Source organism: Methanosarcina sp. UBA411, from assembly GCF_002495725.1.
GTDB lineage: Archaea > Halobacteriota > Methanosarcinia > Methanosarcinales > Methanosarcinaceae > Methanosarcina.
In genome coordinates this window covers 142,516-160,800 of the sequence record NZ_DAGK01000017.1, presented here as the reverse complement: position 1 = coordinate 160,800, position 18,285 = coordinate 142,516, and the positions used below count along the sequence as shown (strand labels likewise).

Annotated in this window: 20 protein-coding genes; 11 read left to right on the top strand and 9 right to left on the bottom strand. The window is 40.4% G+C overall.

All coding sequences use genetic code 11. The features are described 5' to 3' along the window. The first annotated feature begins 1 nt into the window (after nt 1). Complete coding sequence (locus BP861_RS07200) at nt 2-1,072, top strand: COG1361 S-layer family protein (RefSeq protein WP_292373932.1); 1,071 nt, start codon at nt 2-4, stop codon at nt 1,070-1,072. Between the two features lie 393 nt (nt 1,073-1,465). Here BP861_RS07200 and BP861_RS07195 read toward each other — a convergent pair whose 3' ends face one another. From BP861_RS07195 to wtpA, 8 genes are all read right to left on the bottom strand, one after another. Beyond that, a complete protein-coding gene (locus BP861_RS07195; RefSeq protein WP_292373931.1) occupies nt 1,466-1,813 on the bottom strand; it encodes a carboxymuconolactone decarboxylase family protein in 348 nt (115 codons plus the stop codon). Between the two features lie 232 nt (nt 1,814-2,045). Next, nucleotides 2,046-2,267: a DUF2180 family protein gene (locus tag BP861_RS07190; protein WP_292373930.1), complete on the bottom strand. Its 222-nt coding sequence runs from the start codon at nt 2,265-2,267 to the stop codon at nt 2,046-2,048. A gap of 11 nt (nt 2,268-2,278) precedes the next feature. Then, nucleotides 2,279-2,509: a DUF2180 family protein gene (locus tag BP861_RS07185; protein ID WP_292373929.1), complete on the bottom strand. Its 231-nt coding sequence runs from the start codon at nt 2,507-2,509 to the stop codon at nt 2,279-2,281. 85 nt (nt 2,510-2,594) lie between these two features. After that, a complete protein-coding gene (locus BP861_RS07180) occupies nt 2,595-2,723 on the bottom strand; it encodes a desulfoferrodoxin FeS4 iron-binding domain-containing protein (RefSeq protein WP_292373928.1) in 129 nt (42 codons plus the stop codon). Nucleotides 2,724-3,250: 527 nt separating this feature from the next. Beyond that, entirely contained in the window at nt 3,251-3,802 is a 552-nt protein-coding gene (locus tag BP861_RS07175) for a molybdenum-dependent transcriptional regulator (RefSeq protein ID WP_292373927.1), read from the bottom strand. 14 nt (nt 3,803-3,816) lie between these two features. After that, entirely contained in the window at nt 3,817-4,863 is a 1,047-nt protein-coding gene (locus BP861_RS07170; RefSeq protein WP_292373924.1) for an ATP-binding cassette domain-containing protein, read from the bottom strand. Then, the gene (locus BP861_RS07165) at nt 4,850-5,668 is read right to left on the bottom strand and encodes an ABC transporter permease (protein WP_292373922.1); all 819 of its coding nucleotides are present in this window, start codon (nt 5,666-5,668) and stop codon (nt 4,850-4,852) included. The genes BP861_RS07170 and BP861_RS07165 overlap by 14 nt, the downstream gene beginning before the upstream one ends. A gap of 138 nt (nt 5,669-5,806) precedes the next feature. After that, nucleotides 5,807-6,895 carry a tungstate ABC transporter substrate-binding protein WtpA gene (gene wtpA / locus BP861_RS07160; RefSeq protein ID WP_292373921.1) on the bottom strand — a complete coding sequence of 363 codons (1,089 nt, stop codon included), beginning with the start codon at nt 6,893-6,895 and terminating at the stop codon, nt 5,807-5,809. Between the two features lie 490 nt (nt 6,896-7,385). On the opposite strand from wtpA, the gene BP861_RS07155 reads away from it, so the two are divergent. Continuing rightward, nucleotides 7,386-9,305 (top strand): sodium:solute symporter family protein, encoded by a 1,920-nt coding sequence (locus BP861_RS07155; RefSeq protein WP_292373919.1) that lies wholly within the window; start codon nt 7,386-7,388, stop codon nt 9,303-9,305. Nucleotides 9,306-9,378: 73 nt separating this feature from the next. Here the strand turns inward: BP861_RS07155 and BP861_RS07150 are convergent, their stop codons facing one another. Continuing rightward, complete coding sequence (locus tag BP861_RS07150; RefSeq protein ID WP_292373917.1) at nt 9,379-10,188, bottom strand: sugar phosphate isomerase/epimerase family protein; 810 nt, start codon at nt 10,186-10,188, stop codon at nt 9,379-9,381. Nucleotides 10,189-10,976: 788 nt separating this feature from the next. On the opposite strand from BP861_RS07150, the gene mtrE reads away from it, so the two are divergent. The 9 genes from mtrE to BP861_RS07105 all read left to right on the top strand — a co-directional run bounded on the left by mtrE (nt 10,977) and on the right by BP861_RS07105 (nt 18,179). Then, the gene (gene mtrE / locus BP861_RS07145) at nt 10,977-11,891 is read left to right on the top strand and encodes a tetrahydromethanopterin S-methyltransferase subunit E (protein WP_292373915.1); all 915 of its coding nucleotides are present in this window, start codon (nt 10,977-10,979) and stop codon (nt 11,889-11,891) included. Beyond that, nucleotides 11,888-12,640 (top strand): tetrahydromethanopterin S-methyltransferase subunit D, encoded by a 753-nt coding sequence (mtrD, locus tag BP861_RS07140; RefSeq protein ID WP_292373913.1) that lies wholly within the window; start codon nt 11,888-11,890, stop codon nt 12,638-12,640. The genes mtrE and mtrD overlap by 4 nt, the downstream gene beginning before the upstream one ends. 1 nt (nt 12,641) lies before the next feature. Continuing rightward, the gene (gene mtrC / locus BP861_RS07135) at nt 12,642-13,442 is read left to right on the top strand and encodes a tetrahydromethanopterin S-methyltransferase subunit MtrC (protein ID WP_292373911.1); all 801 of its coding nucleotides are present in this window, start codon (nt 12,642-12,644) and stop codon (nt 13,440-13,442) included. Further along, entirely contained in the window at nt 13,439-13,765 is a 327-nt protein-coding gene (locus tag BP861_RS07130; protein ID WP_292373910.1) for a tetrahydromethanopterin S-methyltransferase subunit B, read from the top strand. Before mtrC ends, BP861_RS07130 begins: the two co-directional genes overlap by 4 nt. A gap of 1 nt (nt 13,766) precedes the next feature. Then, the gene (gene mtrA / locus BP861_RS07125; protein ID WP_292373907.1) at nt 13,767-14,492 is read left to right on the top strand and encodes a tetrahydromethanopterin S-methyltransferase subunit A; all 726 of its coding nucleotides are present in this window, start codon (nt 13,767-13,769) and stop codon (nt 14,490-14,492) included. Beyond that, the gene (locus BP861_RS07120) at nt 14,489-14,710 is read left to right on the top strand and encodes a tetrahydromethanopterin S-methyltransferase subunit F (RefSeq protein WP_292373905.1); all 222 of its coding nucleotides are present in this window, start codon (nt 14,489-14,491) and stop codon (nt 14,708-14,710) included. Before mtrA ends, BP861_RS07120 begins: the two co-directional genes overlap by 4 nt. 10 nt (nt 14,711-14,720) lie before the next feature. After that, entirely contained in the window at nt 14,721-14,939 is a 219-nt protein-coding gene (gene mtrG / locus BP861_RS07115) for a tetrahydromethanopterin S-methyltransferase subunit MtrG (RefSeq protein ID WP_292373903.1), read from the top strand. 13 nt (nt 14,940-14,952) lie between these two features. Continuing rightward, nucleotides 14,953-15,903, top strand: coding sequence for a tetrahydromethanopterin S-methyltransferase subunit H (gene mtrH / locus BP861_RS07110; RefSeq protein ID WP_292373901.1), 951 nt, complete (start codon nt 14,953-14,955; stop codon nt 15,901-15,903). A 1,163-nt stretch (nt 15,904-17,066) separates the two neighbouring features. After that, nucleotides 17,067-18,179, top strand: coding sequence for a hypothetical protein (locus tag BP861_RS07105; protein ID WP_292373899.1), 1,113 nt, complete (start codon nt 17,067-17,069; stop codon nt 18,177-18,179). Nucleotides 18,180-18,285: the final 106 nt, after the last annotated feature.

The following is an 18,285-nucleotide window of genomic DNA, read 5'->3' as shown; positions in this document are numbered from 1 at the left end:
AATACTTCAGGTGATAAGAATGATTAAAAAAGGGAGTATCGCTGCAATTGCAACCGTTTTTATGATGTTGCTTGCAACTGTGCCTGTAGAGGCAGCCATATCTGAAAATTTTGATCTTGATGACAACTACTACACAGTCTATGGAGGACCTCAGATCGAAGCCAGTGTGATTGGAGATAACGAGTACTCCAGAGGAGATACGGTTACCTTGAACTTTGGACTTGTTAACAAAGGAGTTATCAGCGGCTTTGAATCTGAAAAGGACGCTGACACTGCCGTTGATACTGTTCTTCAACAGTCTGAAATGAAGTACGAAACTCAGGCTGTGACAGCTGTTGGGATTCTTGCAACTCTTGAATCTGACAATCCATATATAAAAGTAAAATCTGGTCCTCAGCAGGCAGGTACCCTTGAGCAGGGTAAACAGGGAGCAAGCCCTACTAAGTTCACCATTGAAATTAGTAAAAAAACTCCTGCAGGTACATATCCCTTGAACCTGAATCTTTCGTACAAATACCAGAACAACGTGCAGGTAAGTGGAGATGAGTACGATACTTCCACTGGTATGGTGACTAATCAGGGAGTAGGTATCTGGTACGAAAACGCAACCGAGAACCAGACAGTATTTGTGCAGGTAAAGAATGAACCTTACTTTGAGGTCACAAATGTAACAGGCAACCTTTACCCTGATGAAGGTGGTATGCTTGAAGTGACCTATAAGAATGTAGGTGAAGAACCTGCAAATGATGCAACTGTAAGAGTCAGTGCCAGCGACCCCTTCAGTACAACCGACGACCAGGCTTACCTCGGAAACCTGAAACCTGGAGAAAGTGCTGTAGCAGTCTTTGATATGGATGTGGACGAGACCGCAACCCCGAAACCTTACTCATTAAACAGCGAAGTCCTCTATGAAGATACAGAAGGTCACGACCAAATTTCCGATAGTGTTAAAATAAACACTGAAGTCTTGCCTGCTGAAAAGAAGCTTCCGGGATACCAGCTTGGAACAGGAATTACATTCATGGCTCTTGCAGCCCTGTTTGTAGTCTTCAGGAAAAGGAAACAGGAGTAAGCGGTCGAAATAAAAGATTCAAAAAAGAAAAAGACTTTGTAATAGCAGTCAACACTATGCCTTTCGGTTTGAAAACTAACTCAAGCCGGAATGGCACTTTGTTTTTTTATACAGATAAATTTTTTTCTCAATCTTTTAAAAATCAGTTTCAAAAATATAGCTTGAAATACAGCATAAAATTAAGCATAAAGAGTTTATCTTAATTCTGAATTCTTGGATTTATCATTTTTCCTTTTTTAGGAATTGAAGAAATTAACAGTTACCCTAAAAAAGTACACTATTTTTCTATCACGGTTCCCTGATATATGGGAGTCCCTATAAACCAGGTGTCTGCCCATATCTGTCGTACAATCTATTCTAAAAAAAATAAATTGAAGAAGTCATTTTATTATTTTATTTCAATAATTTAAGGCTTTCTCGGCAAGCAGCAACAGCTGGAGCTCCTGAAGTAAGAAAGATAACATCCATTGCTTCCATTATTTCTTCTTTAGTAACTCCATGGTTAAGAGCGCTTTTCATCTGTGCCACCGTACAGGCCTCACACTGTTTAGATGCTACAACTGCAAGAGCCATAAGGATTTTTGTTTTTGCAGGCAGAGCTCCATCAGATAATAATTTTCCATCACAACGTCTGTACTTTGTAAGAAACTCAGGATCAAGTTCTTCAAGCGTTTCTAGAATATGAGGCTTAAATCCCATTTTCTTTTCTATACTCTCAACTACATCTTTATGGTCTGCCAAATTATGCCACCTACCTGTAAGTTACTATAATTTTTATATCTGTATTCAACGTTTAACTTTTAAATTTAAAAAAGATATAAATTATATCTTTTTCAAATGATTTTTTCTAATGTTCATTCCAAGACTATTTCTAATTCTTCTTGATTATTTAGCAGTAGAAAACTATAAACTAAATGGAAAATCTGCTTTTAGTCTAAATAACGAATGATCGAAATTTTGAGATCAGCTTGTTTTAAACACAGCCTCCCTCTCCAAGAGTGGCGTCAATACACTCACGGCACATCATTCTAGGAAGATCTTTCTTTAGCGTCAAATGGGGCAATGGATACCCCCCTTTCATTGATACATCTACTTGTTTGATATGTTTCATACAGAGGCCTTTTCCACAGACAATGCAAACACCTACTGCCTCATTTACTTTATCCTCTTCTGAGCAATCATAACATTTCAGCATTCTTGGCCACCTCAGCAAACCTCATTAAATAGGCAGTTTTCCTTCAGGGCTTCACGGCAGGGAAAACACATAATCCTTTTTATGTGCTCAAGGTCAGGCTTCAGTTCAATTGGATAATTTCCTTCCCAGACAGGAGTTTCCTCACGGATAAGATGCTCTTTGCAAACCCCTCTACCACATGCAATACAGATCCCAACAGCATCTGTATCTTTTCCTTCTCTGGCGCATTCGTAACATTTCATAAGCTTTTCCCCAGGTAAGATAAATTATGTTAACCAAAAATTAGGTTAAGATGCAAGTATAAAATTATTAGTTATATGGATGACTTTATTCCTCATTAATAAGAGTCATCTCCTGACCACAGCAAACAAGAGTTCCCCCTCCGACTTCTTCTACTACAACCTCATTACCGCATATCTCACAAAGATATCTTTCCCCTTTAGCAGATACACTCATATACTTTTCACCTCTTTTTCTTAATTTGAATATTTTTATTATTTTCTGGACACAAAGGATAATAATTTTTCAAAATTGAGTAATCCCCATATTACTTAAAAGACCAGAAAATAATAAATTATCCTTTATTTTGCTCGCTTGATTTATTAAATTTTTGCAGCAATAACTTAAAAAATATGATAGTCTCACCTATTCTACTAAACTAAAATTTCAAATGGACATCTTTATTTGAATTTGCAAAGAATTATTATGTAAATGGGAAGAGTGCAAATATATAATCAAATTATTAAAAATGTATTCAAATTGACAATAAAGCATCTCTATGGAGAATTTTAATATATACATGAGGAGTTTTATCAAAAATTACTGTTTTTTAACTGTATTTTTAGTTGGGATAACTGTAAATTACTTTACTAAAGAAACTACAATTCTTTTCTGAATAAAGAGAAAACTATAAATTTAATTTATAGTTCACTCATGAATTGTGAAAAATATCTATCTTAAAAGCTAATTTTTAGAGTTGGTTTTTATCTGCTTTTTTCATTGGTAGGTTTTGCAACCATTACCTCGGTCGATTTGATGACCGCATAAATTTTGTCTCCAGGTTTGATGTCAAGTTTTTCTACAGCTTCCTTGGTAACTACTGAGGTTATAGTTGAGGGTTCAACTTCAATTGTAATTTTACAAACAAGCTCGTTTTTTTCCACTTCAAGCACTTTACCTGGCAATTGGTTCCTGGCTGATAACTTAAAACTTAAATTTTCCCAGGCGGTTTCATCTTCTATAGTTTTATTAATAAACTGTTTGCCTGTATCATACTCAGCCAGCATCTTTCTTCCAAGATCGGTCAGGAAGGTACCCTGGTTTTTTCCCCCGCGTACTGTTACGATTGCAGGTTCGCCTAGAGCCTCATTCATTTTCTTAAGCATCATCCAGGCGTGTTTATATGAGATCCCGAGTTTCTTGCAGGCTTTCCGAAGTGAGTGTTCTTCTTCTATTATCCTCAATAACTCAGCTCTTCCAGCACCCATGACGGTTTTTCCTTCTTCAGTAAACCAGAGCTTTGTTCTTGCTTTCACAGATTTTCACCTTTTTACCGGAGTACATGGACAGAACTTGCCTTGAACTGGGCAAAGACAGGGATTCCGGGAACAATACCCATTTCCTCTGCCGATTGTCGGGTTATGAGGGCATTAAGAAGAACTCCGCAATCAACTTTTACCCGAACAAGAGCTCCCAGCATCCAGACTTCGGTAACTCTGCCCTGTAAAGAGTTTCTCACGCTGGATTGTGCGGAAGTTTTACTTAAAGCTATGTTTTCAGGCCTCAGAAAGGCAGATACTTGGCTCCCAACTTCAATATCTCCTAAAGCATCAATAATTATCTCCCCGGCTTCAATCTTTAGGAGGCCACGGTCCGCAGAGATTACCCTGCCGTTCAGCATATTCTCAAACCCTACAAAGCTGGCTACCTGGCTGTCAACCGGTTTTTCGAAGATCTCTTCTGGAACCCCTACCTGCATAAGTTTTCCGTCCATTATTATCGCGATCCTGTCAGCCATTATCCGGGCTTCTGTCTGGTCATGGGTAATATGCATCACAGTCAATTTTTTATTTTTATGGATAGTTGTGAGTAGCTCTCTGGCATTTTCCTGTGTCCTGGGATCCAGTGCGCTCAGGGGCTCATCCAGAAGCAGAATTTTCGGATCAGTCACAAGGGCTCTTGCAAGAGCAACTCTCTGCTGTTCTCCCCCCGAAAGTGTAAGAGGATGGCGATCAAGCAGGTGAGCGATTTTCAGATCCCTGGCAATTTCAAAGAGCTTTTCCTTTGATCTTATTTTTTTCATCCGCATGCCAAATTCAATATTTTTTTTCACGCTCATGTGAGGAAAAAGTGAGTAGTCCTGGTAGACAAAAGCAAGCTCATGTTTTTCAGGAGGCAGGTGTGTTACCTCTTTTCCATCAATCCGAATTTTACCGGAATCCGGGGAGTGAAAGCCGGCTATTAACTCCATAAAGAGGGTTTTTCCGGCTCCTGTCGGCCCAAGGATCACAAAATATTCCCCTGAATCAATTCTAAGGCTCAATTTCTCCAGAGCAAAATTTTTCCATTTTCTTGAAAGGGACTCAATCTCTATCATATATACTCCAGCCTGCAGAAAGAATCCTTATGATTATGAATATGGAGAGCATTACCAGGATAAGCAGCACGGCTATAGGTCTGGATGCAGACAAGCCATAGGAAAGAAATCGGTCATAGATAAGAGTTGGCCCTATCATGGGATAATAGGCGATCAGCACGACGGCCCCGAATTCACTGATAGCTCTTGCCCAGGTCATTATGGACCCTATTAAAATATGCCTTGCTGAGAGAGGTAAGGTTACAAAGAGAAAGGCTTTCCAGAGAGGAGCGCCAAGGGAACGAGCCGCATTCTCAAGTCTGGGATCAACGCTTTTGAACCCTTCCCTTGCGGAATTGGCTAGGTACGGCAAGGAGACGAAAAGCATTGCAACGATAATTCCTGGCAGTGCGTCCCGAAACTGTATATAGGCTCCAAGAGGGCCACCAATAAGCCCTTTTGACCCGAAAACCGTAAGAATAGCTATTCCTGCAACTGTGTGCGGGACTACTACAGGCACATCAATAACACTTTCAATCAGCCGTTTTCCAGGAAAATCAAACCTTGCGAGAATGTAACCAGTAGGTACTCCGAGAAAAAGGGCAAGAAGGGTTGCCAGAAAGCCTGCATACAGCGAAAGAAAAATCGACCTTATAACAGCGCTATTTTCTGCAGCTTCAAGAAGTCCTTGGAAATCGTCAAAAATTTGCCCGAAAATCATATTTGAAAGGGTTACGAATATAAACAGAAAGAGAACAAGCAGTAAAAGGGAAAAAACGAAAGTCAGAGGCTCAAGTTTCCTGGTTTTTCGAGTTAAGGCTTTCATTCTTATACCCTTTTATTGCCGTTTTTGTTTTAAAGAGTTTCATGACTTCTGTGTTCTGACTTTCATCTTATCTTAATTTCATTTTATCTTAACGTTTTTTACTTTACCTTATAGTTTTCACTTTCTTTTGACTTGTTTTTATTCTACAAGAGACTGTAACTCTTCAGGCATTTTATCTTTTCCTTCGGCAATCGCAGGAACAATCGGAGGCTGGCCGTTCTTTATGAATATTTGCTGGCCTGGCTCTTCGAGGAGAAGTTTAACAAACTCAGCAGCAAGTTCCGGATTTTCGGCATTTTTCGGGATGGTTATGCCGTAAACAATAGGAGATCCTGTAACCACTTCTCCATTTGCCATTTCTACCTGAACCCTTGAGTAATTGTCAGCATAATCCAGTGAACTTAAGTCAATTTCAGGTGGAAGTTCCACGTATTTGAAACCATTCTGCTCAGCGACACTCCGGTAAATGTAGAAGTAGTCAATTTCCCCTGTTTCAAGGGCAGAAATAAGTTCAACTTCCATGCTCCTAAGCATAATTTTACTGGTGTTCGGAGAAATTTCTTCAGATGGAGGCACATGCACAAGAACTGTCCCATTTTCATCTGTAGTTGTAGTCATACCGGTATAATTCTGAATCAGGTCATCGTAGATACGGCTGTCATTATAATAAAACTCAGCTAATTGGGTTACCATCTGTGACCTGTATCCTGCAGGATCATCGTTTGGGTTGGAAAAACCATAGCGAACATCAGGCCGCCTGAGGATTTCATACCAGTTATTCGCGTTGATTTCGTCACTGTATTTACTTTCATTCGTGTAGGCAATTACCATCTGGTTTCTTGCGAAATCCACGTACCAGTCAGCATATTCAGGTATCATCATGGATGGGATCAGGGCATAATCGGCAGATGCAAGAACGTCAGCCTTTTTCCCCAGTTCGGTTATCTTTTTTATACTCTGTGCGCTGCCTGCAGCTTCTCGCTGGACATCGACTCCAGGATGCTGGGTTTCAAACTCGGCTTCAAGCTCTTCAAAAGGTTTGCCCAAACTTCCTGCATAGAAAACCTTCAGGACCGTTCCTCCGCCTGCAGAGACATTCCCAGAGGTGTTTTCTGTCGAGTTCGTACTTTTGTTCTCCGTTTTATCGCCAACACAGCCTATGCCGGCAAATACAAGCAGTATCAAGAGGACTGCTATCAATTTGAAAACGCTGGTTTTAACTTTCATAGTTATGTGTTTTTGAACATAACAAATATAAACTTTGTTGAGAAAAAATAACAGTTTTTTTACAATAAAGAAGTAATATTTGGGAAAAAAGGAATTGATGTCATAATAACCCTTTATTTCACTCATATACTACTGAATAATAATTGAAAATACAAACGTAACCTGAAAATTTCTTAAAAAGAAATAAAAATAGAAATAAGGATTATAAAAGGAAAAAGTGAAAATTAAAAATAATGAAATAAAAAAATCGAAATAAGAATCATAAAAATGATTTTAATTCAAGTTAACTTGTGTAAACTAAAAAACAGAGTTCATAAGACTGTAAAGAATTAAATAAATCTTGTAATGATAGTAAAAGTTTATTTATTCACATGTTGATACAATGCCAATATATAAAAAGTCCTATATTTCATGAATTAAATAATATACCTAAAGTTTCGACAAAACGAATTACTCATAAGTGTTAACTAATATTTTTGAAGGTTTATTTATGGATGGTTATAGTATTTTCCTTATAGTGCTCGCAGTCTATATAGCCTCGCTTGTGGCTATTGGCTGGTATTTTAATAACAGACAAAAATCCATCACAGACTTCTGGCTGGCTGGCCGTGAGATTGGAGCTCCAGTCCTGGGTTTTTCTGCAGCAGCGTCCTGGCTTACAGCAGGCGGGATTCTTGCTGTTGTAGGATATTATATGCTTCAAGGAATGGGCTCTATCTGGGTTTTTGTAGCTCCGAACATCATAGCTCTTCTTTTCCTTGCTGTGCTTGTAAGGAAGATCAAGAACCTGCCTGCAATCACCCAGCCTGAACTCTTGGAACAACGTTATGGTAGTATAGTCAGATTGCCAATTGCTGTGATAATCACTGTTGTAATGATTCTTTTTGCAGTATCTGACATCACAGGGCTTTCCCTTGTGCTGCAGACCTTCTACGGCCTTGATCCTTTATATGCTGCAATCATAATTGCAGCTGCTGTTTCCATTTATGTAACTCTCGGAGGACTTTATGCAGTAATGTGGACAGATACAATCCAGTTCACTTTCCTTGCTATCTTTGCAGTAGGAATGGCTTTCGCAGCAGTAGGAACAGTCGCTGAAGGAGGCCTCGGCACTGTTGCGATAAGTGCTTCAGAGCTTTTTGGAAACGTATCAGGAGACTGGTGGAATCCCTTCTCAATCGGCCTTCCGATGGTTCTGATCTTTTCCCTTGCCTTAATCCCAGGCTGGATCACGGAACAGGATCCCTGGCAGAAAATCTGGGCTGCAAAAGATGGAAAATCTGCCAGTCTGGGAATGGCAATTGGTGCTCTTATGATCACTGTTGTCTTTGCAGCCTGTGCTGTAATCGCAATAGCCCTCAACAATATATACCCTGAAATCGCAGAAATGGGTTATCCTGCAGGAATGGCCCTTGCAGAGCCCGCACTCTTATCCTTTGTCGTTGAACGCTTTGTCTCTTCACCTGCAATAATAGCTTTCAGTGCAATAGGGCTCGCAGCAGCTTCCATGTCCTGTACGGACACTTTTTCAACCTCAGGGGCATCCTGTATCTCAAGGGATATTTACCAGAGATATATAAATCCGGATGCCACAATGAAGGAAATGATGCTGGTAAACAGGATCAGTGTACTGTTTATTATAGTCGCTGCAACAGCAGGCTCATTTGTCATCACCAACATTATTGATGCCATTCACATCGCAACTTTCGTTGCAAGTTCCTCTTACTTCTTTCCACTTATGGGCGGGCTATACTGGAAGCGAGCTACCAAGGAAGGAGCTTTTGCAGGCATGGTGGTAGGGTTTATTGCTCAGGTGGCCCTTGTGGCACTTGACCTGATATATACCCCTCCTTTTGCTACTAATTATCTGGAAAGTATTCACCCGGTTCTCATGGGCCATGGAGTTATCGTAGGAATGGCTCTGAGTGCAATCGCTTTCTTTGGAGTTTCCCTTATGACAAAACCCTCAAGCAAGGTGAACCTTGCGCCTTTCTTCGAAGAAGAGGCGGAAGAACTTGCCCGCTATGAGGCACGTGATATCAGTGAAAAAGATCCTGAATATGGCGTTTTCCTTGAAAATCTAGATGAGAAAGTTACAGGAGAACGTGTTCACCTCCAGCTCAACCTTCATATTTCTGGAAATATTAGCTGGAAAGAATTAGTTGAAAAGCTTAAGACAATCTCCCCTGCCTGGGTAACGCCTACAGGGCTTGATTCAATATATAGATTGACCCATGGAGACATGCTCGCTTGTGTTGCAGTTACAAGAGGTACCGAAGAGAGGGATATCTGGCTCAAAGCAGAGCCCAGACTTGAAACTCTCGGAAGGCAGAGAAAAGAGCTTTTCACGGCTTATGAAGAGTTGAAAAAAGTATTTGGCCAGAAAGGAATTAAACTGGATTACTTTTAAATGATCTGGGTCCCAAGTAAGCTAAGGTTCTTAGTCGAACCTTTGCTTCTCTTTTTTACAATTTTAATATATTTTAAAGCTTTAAGGCGTTTTCAAGGGTCTTTTTTCCAAAAAGGAGGTCTTCAAGGGAAAATACTTCAAAATTGTAGACCCCTCTATATCCAGAAAGCAGTTTCAAGACTGAAAAGTCCACACAACCTTCTCCAGGAGCCATGTGTTCATCTCCATCGTATTTTTCTGTCCATTGTCCACTATTATCATGCAGGTGAAGATGAATTATATGTTCCTGCAAGGTTCGGACAAATTTCCTTAGCTTCTCTGGATTGCCTCCGCAGGTAAGGTTTGCGTGTCCTATATCAAAGGTAGCTTTCAGGTGTCCTGAATCCACAGCCTCTATGGTCTGGGAAAGCTCTTCGGCCTCACAGCAAAAGTTCGAAGGATCTGTACCTTCCTTATTTTCAAGACCTATAGTAACTCCGTAATCTTCAGCTACGGATGCAAGCTTGTTAAGGTTTTTGACCATGGAGAAATAAGATTTTTCCCTATCATGGCCAACCCTGCCTGGGTGTATTACCACAACAGAGGCTCCGATCCGGCTTGCAAGTGCAATTGATTCTTCCATAAGGGTAAATTCTCTCTTGCCCATTTGTGCAGTGTCAACTTGGAGAGCTGAAGGATATTTCAAATCTCCCGCAAAGTAAGGGGCATGAACTGTGACTGCAAAATCATAGATCGAGATTTCGTCAAGCACTCTGTCAAGCTTTTCTATTTCAAGCGCTGAGCCATTGTAGATTCCAAGTTTGGGAATATATAACTCTATTGACTCAACATGTTCCTTTAAATCCTCAGGGGGGCTGGTAAAGGATGAAGCTCCTAGAATCACACATTATGCAAGGAAATTAAATATAAAATCCTTTTCTGCTACTTGCAGAACTAAAGTTTGTGTGACTTTTATAAATAATTGACCAACATTGTCATCAAATTAAAAACATGAAGGAAGTTTCTCTTAAATTGTAGCCAAACTTTCTCATGCTACTAATAGGATAAAATTAGGCTATTGTCAGCCAACATATTTATATATAAATAAATGTTTTCTGGGAAACAGTATAATATTATTTATAACAATTCTTTAAAATAAATATATAGTTTCTTGTGATAAATATATTTTATTAATAATATATACAGTATTAAATAATTTGCACTTTATGTTCAGAAAACATATTTTATTTTTTTATTCGAGTACACGATGAAGTTAACACAATTTACATTTTATATTATTCAATATTATAAAAACTACAGCGGAAAACTCATTAATATAAAAATAAAAATTATATATTTAAATCTAAACAAAAAAAATTTATTATTTATAATCGGAATCTTTATATTATATTGGAAAAAGTAGAATTTTTTTATTTATATAAATATAAGATTTTGTTTATTTTAACCAGCTTTATCTGTCTTATAAAATTGATTATATATTATATGCCTATCTAATAATATTTTAAAAGCCTACATATTTCGAAAGGTTTATGAATGATCCTCTCTAATCAAAAAATTAACGCGCGTCATAATCATATTTATTTGTAATGATATGGCAGACGATTTCAAAAAAATGTACAGCGTTTTTTGAATCCAATTTATTACATGTAATAATATAAAGGAGGAAAATGAATGGAACCACTCATAAGCATGGGAGTGCTTGCACTTATCGGAGTGGCTGCGACCATTGCAGGTGCCTCGGAAGACCTGGAATCTGATATAGGCTCGCAGAGTAACCCTAACTCTCAGGTGCAGTTAGCTCCCCAAATGATGTTTCCCCACAGAATATACAACAAAGCAATATCTGGAGAACCACCATCTAATGCATTAATGTGTTCTATTGGTGCAGCCATTGCAACAGTATTAATTAGTGAATTTACACTTTCCCCATTATTTGCACTGGTATTTGGTTCCCTCATTGCAGCATGCGTACATGGTACCTTTTCGGTAACTGCTACAATGGGTAGATGTGCTAGTCAGAGTCGGTTCAAGCAACCGATTTATCTTGATATGATAAGATCTCACACCCCTGCAATTATGGGATATTCGTTCATAACTACTTTCTGTGTTCTAGTGGTATCATATTTGATGACCGTTGTACTCGGACACCCCTTCCCGCTAACTATGCTGGCTTTTATCTGGGGTATCACAGTAGGTGCAATCGGATCGTCAACAGGCGATGTTCACTACGGTGCAGAGCGTGAATTCCAGCAGTTTGAATTCGGTTCAGGACTGAACGCTTCAAACTCAGGAAATATTGTAAGATATGCCGAATCTGGGCTGAGGAATAGTTTTGATAACTCCTGGTTCTGTGCTAAGTTTGGAGGTCCTGTTACAGGGCTTGCTTTTGGTATGACCGTATTCCTGGGAAGCTGGATAACCACTATTTTTGATCCTGCAAAAGGCCTGACCATGGGATGGCTTTCTGTTATTGCAGGTGTTGTTATTGTCCTTATTTTAATTATCTGGAACTGGAAAATCGAAGTTGGAGCCCGCAAGGCATTTGGGCCTTACAAGGAAGACAAGTCTGAGGAGGCTTCAGCATGATGGACGCTATCTTAGGAAACATCATCTGGATGATCGCCATCACTATCGGCGGCGCTCTTATTTCCTGGAGTGTTCACTTCGTGCCTGTAGGTGGTGCACCGGCAGCTATGGCTCAGGCGACAGGTATCGGTACCGGTACAGTGCAGCTGGCAGCAGGCGCAGGTCTGACAGGACTTGTTAGTGCAGGCTTCATGATGAACGTAACAGACAACCTTGCCCTGATTCTTGCCTCAGGAGCAGTGGGTGCAATGATCATGATCGCTGTGACCATGATTGTCGGTACCTGGGTCTATGTATATGGTGTAGGATGTGTGCCTTCTTCCGCAAAAGTAAAGTATGATCCTTTTACAAAGTACAGGCAGGATCTGTATGTATCCCAGGGTACTGAAGGGCACGGACTCCCTACAGTCAGTTTTGTAAGCGGAGTTATCGGCGCTGCGCTTGGTGGAATTGGAGGTTCCCTTGTTTATTATTCACTCATCGAAGTGGGTATGAGCGTAGGCCTGCAGGGTTCTGGAGTTACCAATTCAGTCACAGGCAACGCGCTTGTAGCAGTTGCAGCAATATTTGCAATAGGCATTTTCTTTGTGAACGCTGTAATTCCTTCCTATAACATAGGAGGTACAATTGAAGGGTTCCACGATCCGAAATTCAAAAAATGGCCAAAGGCGGTAATTTCTTCCCTCATAGCAACACTACTGTGTGCTATCGTGGCGGTAATTGCAATCGCACAGCTAGGAGGTATTTAATATGTCTGTAGGTGGAGCAGGAGGAGCTAAAGGCGGATATTCTCCACAAAATATAATGGCTTTAGGTATAGTTGGCGGCCTTGTCGGGATTTACCTTGGTCACTTCGCACCTCCAGCATATTCCTTCTTCGGAGGACTTGGAGCAATCTGTGCAACAGTCTGGGGTGCTGATGCTGTCAGGCGTGTTGCAAGCTACGGTCTCGGTACAGGTGTCCCATCAATTGGTATGTTGGCCCTTGGTATGGGTATTATAGCAGCCCTCTTCGGACTTGCAGTAGGAGGTATTGCAGGGCCTATAGTTGCTTTCATTGTTGCAGCAATTATAGGTGGTGTAATCGGTGCTCTCTCAAACAGGGTAATCGGCATGGGTATCCCTATTATGGAACAGGCTATGGTAGAGATTGCAGGCGCAGGTACTCTTGTAATTCTCGGGTTGAGCGTCGTCATTGCTGGGTCCTTTGATTATGCTGCAGTCGTTCAATATGTAGTCGCAAACGGATACATTGCACTGATCTTCATTATAGGTGGTATGGGAATCCTTCATCCCTTCAACGCTAGCCTGGGACCTGATGAGAAGCAGGACAGAACCCTTATGCTTGCTGTTGAAAAGGGAGCCATTGCACTAATAATTACAGGCTTTGCCTCTTCACTCCATGAAGGATTAATGGCTGCTGGCTTAAACATGCTTATAGGAATTGTCATCTGGTATGTTGCTTTCAACAAGCACTATGCACTTATTAAGAGAGATGCATATGCAGTGGTTGGAACCGGTCTGCTGCCAAGTGCGGAGGAACTACAATGAGCATGGTTAGAATAGCTCCCGAGTTAAATTTAGTTATGGACCCGGAAACGGGAACCGTGACACAAGAACGGAAAGACTCGATTCAGTATTCCATGGAGCCCGTCTTTGAGAGAATGGACAAACTGGATACAATTGCAGATGACCTGCTGAATTCCCTTTCGCCCAGCAAACCGCTCCTTAATTCCTGGCCAGGCCGTGAGAATACCTCCTACGTGGCAGGAATTTACGGAAACTCTTTCTACGGAGTCGTTGTAGGTCTTGCCTTCAGCGGGCTACTGGCCCTTATCATTTATATATCAAGTTTGATGAAAGGGGTGGTGTAAAATGGCAGATAAGAGAGAACCAGCCCCAGGATGGCCTATCCTGAAAGGTGAATATGAAGTAGGCAATGTCAAGAACTGCGTACTGGTAATTACCTGCGGATCACACCTTCCCGGAAATCCAATCCTTGATGCAGGAGCAGCCGTTACCGGATCATGTAAAACTGAAAACCTCGGTATTGAAAAGGTAGTTGCTCACATTATCTCAAACCCTAACATCAGATACCTGCTTGTAACTGGCTCTGAGGTTAAAGGACACATTATCGGACAGTCAATCCTGAGCCTTCACGCAAATGGTGTAAAAGACAACAGGATTTCAGGGGCACTGGGTGCAATTCCATATGTCGAAAACCTGGATGCAGCCGCAATTGCCCGTTTCCAGGAACAGGTTCAGACTGTCAACCTTATTGATACCGAGGATATGGGTGCCATTACTTCCAAAGTGAGAGAACTCGCCTCAAAAGACCCGGGTGCTTTTGATGCAGAACCTATGATTGTTGAGATCAGTGAGGCAGGTGAAGAAGAAGAAGAAGGCGGCGTTGTCAGGCCGGTCTCCGGGGAAATTGCAGTTATCCGCAGCAGACTGAAGGCAATCGAAGCCCGCATGATGGATATAGGAAACTTGAACAAGTTCCACTCAGGAGTTCACGCAGGAAAGATCGAAGGCGCCATGATAGGGTTGACAATAACCATATCCCTGCTTGGATTATTACTAATAGGGAGGGTATGAAAATGGCAGAAGAATACGATAAAGGCGTACCAATGGTGCTTGCTCCTCAGATGGGTGCAATTGATGCTACTCTTGAGAGCATTCGATATAGAGCACAGTTGATTGCGAGAAACCAGAAGCTTGACTCCGGGGTTGCGGCTACCGGAATAGTCGGCTTTGCAGCAGGTTTCATCTTTTCGCTGCTGATGGTCATTGTACTCCCGTTACTTGTCTGGTGAGGTGAATAATATGGATGGAAAAGCACCAGCAGCGTTTGTAGAGCCAGGTGAATTTAACGAAGTAATGAAAAGGCTCGATAAGATCGATGAGAAGATTGAGTTTGTCAACAGTGAAGTTGCACAAAAAATAGGAAAGAAAGTAGGAAGGGATATTGGAATTCTGTACGGTGGAGTCATTGGCCTGCTGCTCTTCCTGCTGTATACCTTTGTATCATCAATGTTCATTTAAGTGAGGGATCAAAATGTTCAAGTTTGACAAGAAACAGGAAGTTTTTGAAATCGGCGGAGTTAAGTTCGGTGGACAGCCGGGTGAATTCCCAACCGTGTTAGTCAGTACTATGTTCTATGCAAGGCACAAGATTGTGACCGATGAAGACAAGGGTATCTTCGACAGGGCTGCTGCAGAAACCCTCTGGAACACCCAGGTCTCAATGAGCGATGCCACAGGAAACCCCTATGTAAACCAAATTGTAGGAGAAACCCCCGAATCAATTAATCGCTACATTGACTGGTTTGTTGAGATCGACGACAGGACACCTTTCCTGATTGACTCCTCAGCCGGAAATGTGCGTGCAGCCGCAGCTCAGCACTGTACCGAAATCGGTGTTGCAGACAGGGCAATTCACAACTCGATCAACGCAAGTATTGAACAGGAAGAAATCGATATCCTCACAGAAAGCGACGTAAAAGCTTCAATCGTTCTGGCTTTCAACGCAACTGATCCAACCGTAAAAGGAAAGATGGACATTCTTGAAGTCGGTGGTTCTGGATTAACAAAAGGAATGCTTCAGATCGCAAAAGAATGTGGAATCGAGTATCCCTTAATCGATGTCGCGGCAATGCCTCTTGGTGCAGGTTCTGGCCCTACTATCCGCTCGATACCCACAATGAAAGCAAAATTCGGATTGCCAATCGGCGGTGGATACCACAACATGGCTTCTGCATGGGATTGGCTCCGCAAATTCAAGAAGACCCAGCCTGACCCCAAGGCAATCTACATGCCTGCAGACATTGGTACCAACCTGGTAGCCCAGATTGCAGGTTCCGACTACCTGCTCTATGGTCCTATCGAGAACGTCAACCATATTTTCCCGGCTGTTGCAATGGTCGACATCATGCTTGGAGAAACTGCAAAGGATCTTGGCGTCGAGATCGCAGACCTGGCAAACCACCCGGTAACCAAGCTGACATAAGCAAAAAAACAAAATTAAAAAGAGTCTCAGGACTCAAAAGCAGAGGAAAATTTCCTTTGCTTTTTTCTTCTTTTGAATATTTTTGTAGCTTTTTATCTAATTTAGTCTTTTATTCTCTTTACCTTTCTGACCTTATTACTTGTCATTTTCGGGAAAACTTAGTTCTATTTGTCTACTTTTAGAACATCCAGACTTACCTGGAGATAAGATGTTTTGATAGGCCAGAGAAAACCTAATTCTCAAGCGAATCAGAAAAATATGAATTTATGTCAGTCAAAAAGAATATGCCATGGATGAACCCGAAAGGAAAAACGATAAAATATTTCCTAAAGGTTTATGTCACTTTCTCGGGAGAAAAGTACCTGGCTAGCCAAACAATTCCATCTTAATTTGCCAGGTACTTATGAATCCACTCCCAAACTCGCTTTTTGGGACTGTTATCGCCTTTGAAGATCGTGAGTTTTCAGGATAACTAATAATAACCTGTGAGTTTTTACCCTGTGCTTAAAGCAAGAGCCATAATCTACTCCTAAACACACAGCTTTCGAAAATGTCAACCTATGACCTTCAACTGATGCTCTTGAGATTAATTAGGGTAAACAATAAAAGGTTAGACAAACTTGCAAGGACAGGGTGAAATCAATAACGCAATCTTCCAGGTTATAGCAGTCCAATATACATTAGAACTTTTTTGATTTACATGTCGTACACTCTCTTAACATATATATATAAAGAGTTGTGAACTGGTGTCATTGATTTCTGTTAATTTGTCAAGCTTTTCACTTTTAACATTTGACTGAAAATCAAATCAAGATTCGAAAGTACGACAAAATATAAACATGTGCATCCAAGTAAATCGACAAAATTTATAAGTATGAAAATATTGTAATAACACATCAAGATCTATAGGAATAATTCGTGTAATATGTACCGATTTTGTTCATAAAGAAGTAGTACTAAATAGAAAGATTTAAGATTCGGTAGCACTTACCAGTAACATAAATAAGGCTCTAAGTAAAAACTTTTGGATTTACAAAGTACTTCTTTATAAATAAATTTTTTCTCACTTTTTAACCGAAGCTATATAATAGTCCTGATCTTACGGGTATCAAAACGGATCATAGCATAAAGAGCCAGGAAACCGAATACATCGGGTGGAAAATATGCTGATCAGAAAGAACATATCCCTGGATGATAAGTACCTTAAAAAGTTACAGCCCCTTCTGGATGCCAATAATGGGAATTTAAGCGCTGCAGTCAGGGACACCATTGAAGTTGCGGATACAGCTCTTACAAATCATAAAAGTATTGAGGAAGCAATCGAATTTTTAAAAGAAACTCCTGCAAAAGAAGAGTTAAATGAGACTATCCAGAGTGGAGAAAATATTGTTATAAATACAACAATGCTTGAATGGTTGTTCAGGTGTACCAGGGGTAGGCTTACTGATGAAGAACTTGTTAATGAGCTTATCAATCCGTTTGAAATTCAGGACATGAAACAATTAGAGGATTATCTTAACAGAGTTTCCAGAAGCTATCAATGGGCAATTCGAACTTCAATAAAGTGCGAAGATATTAATAATCCTGAATCTGCATTGGTGCTTATTTCAAACTCTACTGTAAACAGCAGAGATTTTTTTGCCCAGCTGGTGGCTCATTTTCTTTCCAGATGGAGACAGCTTGATGTTGAGCATGTTTTCAGGAGATCAAACTCGACTCAAATCTCTTTCAAAAAGAACGCATCTGTCTCTTCGAATGAGATTATGCCCGGAATCCGAAAACACTTTGGATATCTTGATGTTTTATGTAAGGAACTAGACGACAATACCGAATTCTGGACTCAGCTTATGTATACTTATAATGCTGAGAGGTTCAATCTCGTGACTCTCCATCGGAGTCAGTTTGAAGTTTTTGCAACAGGAGAAGTCCCAAACCCGACAAAAATCATTGAGCGCCTTTGCAAGCAGTCGGTAAGTGATATGACTCTTCCAGAACTGCTGGTTCATTTCAGAAAAATGTACCTTGCAACCCAGCTTGTTAAAAATATAGAAATCTCCCTTGAACCTGGAAACGAATCAGTAACCATTTTTCATGACTTCAAGGATGAAAGGGTTATTCGTAACCTTGTTGGATATTTTTCAAACATATTCAGGGAAAATGGCACGCCTTTTAAGGCATTCTCGTATTCAAGTATGATTGTATTTAGATTCTTCCAAGGACGAGAACCTGACAATTCGGATTTACTTTTAATGGAAAAAATGGAAGAACCCGAATAATACTAAGAAATTCAAATTTCTATGTACCAGATCAATTGATTCCCTAATATTATTTTAAAGAGAGTTTAAAATAAATTAAGGGTTAAAACTTCAGCCCTTAGGCTAA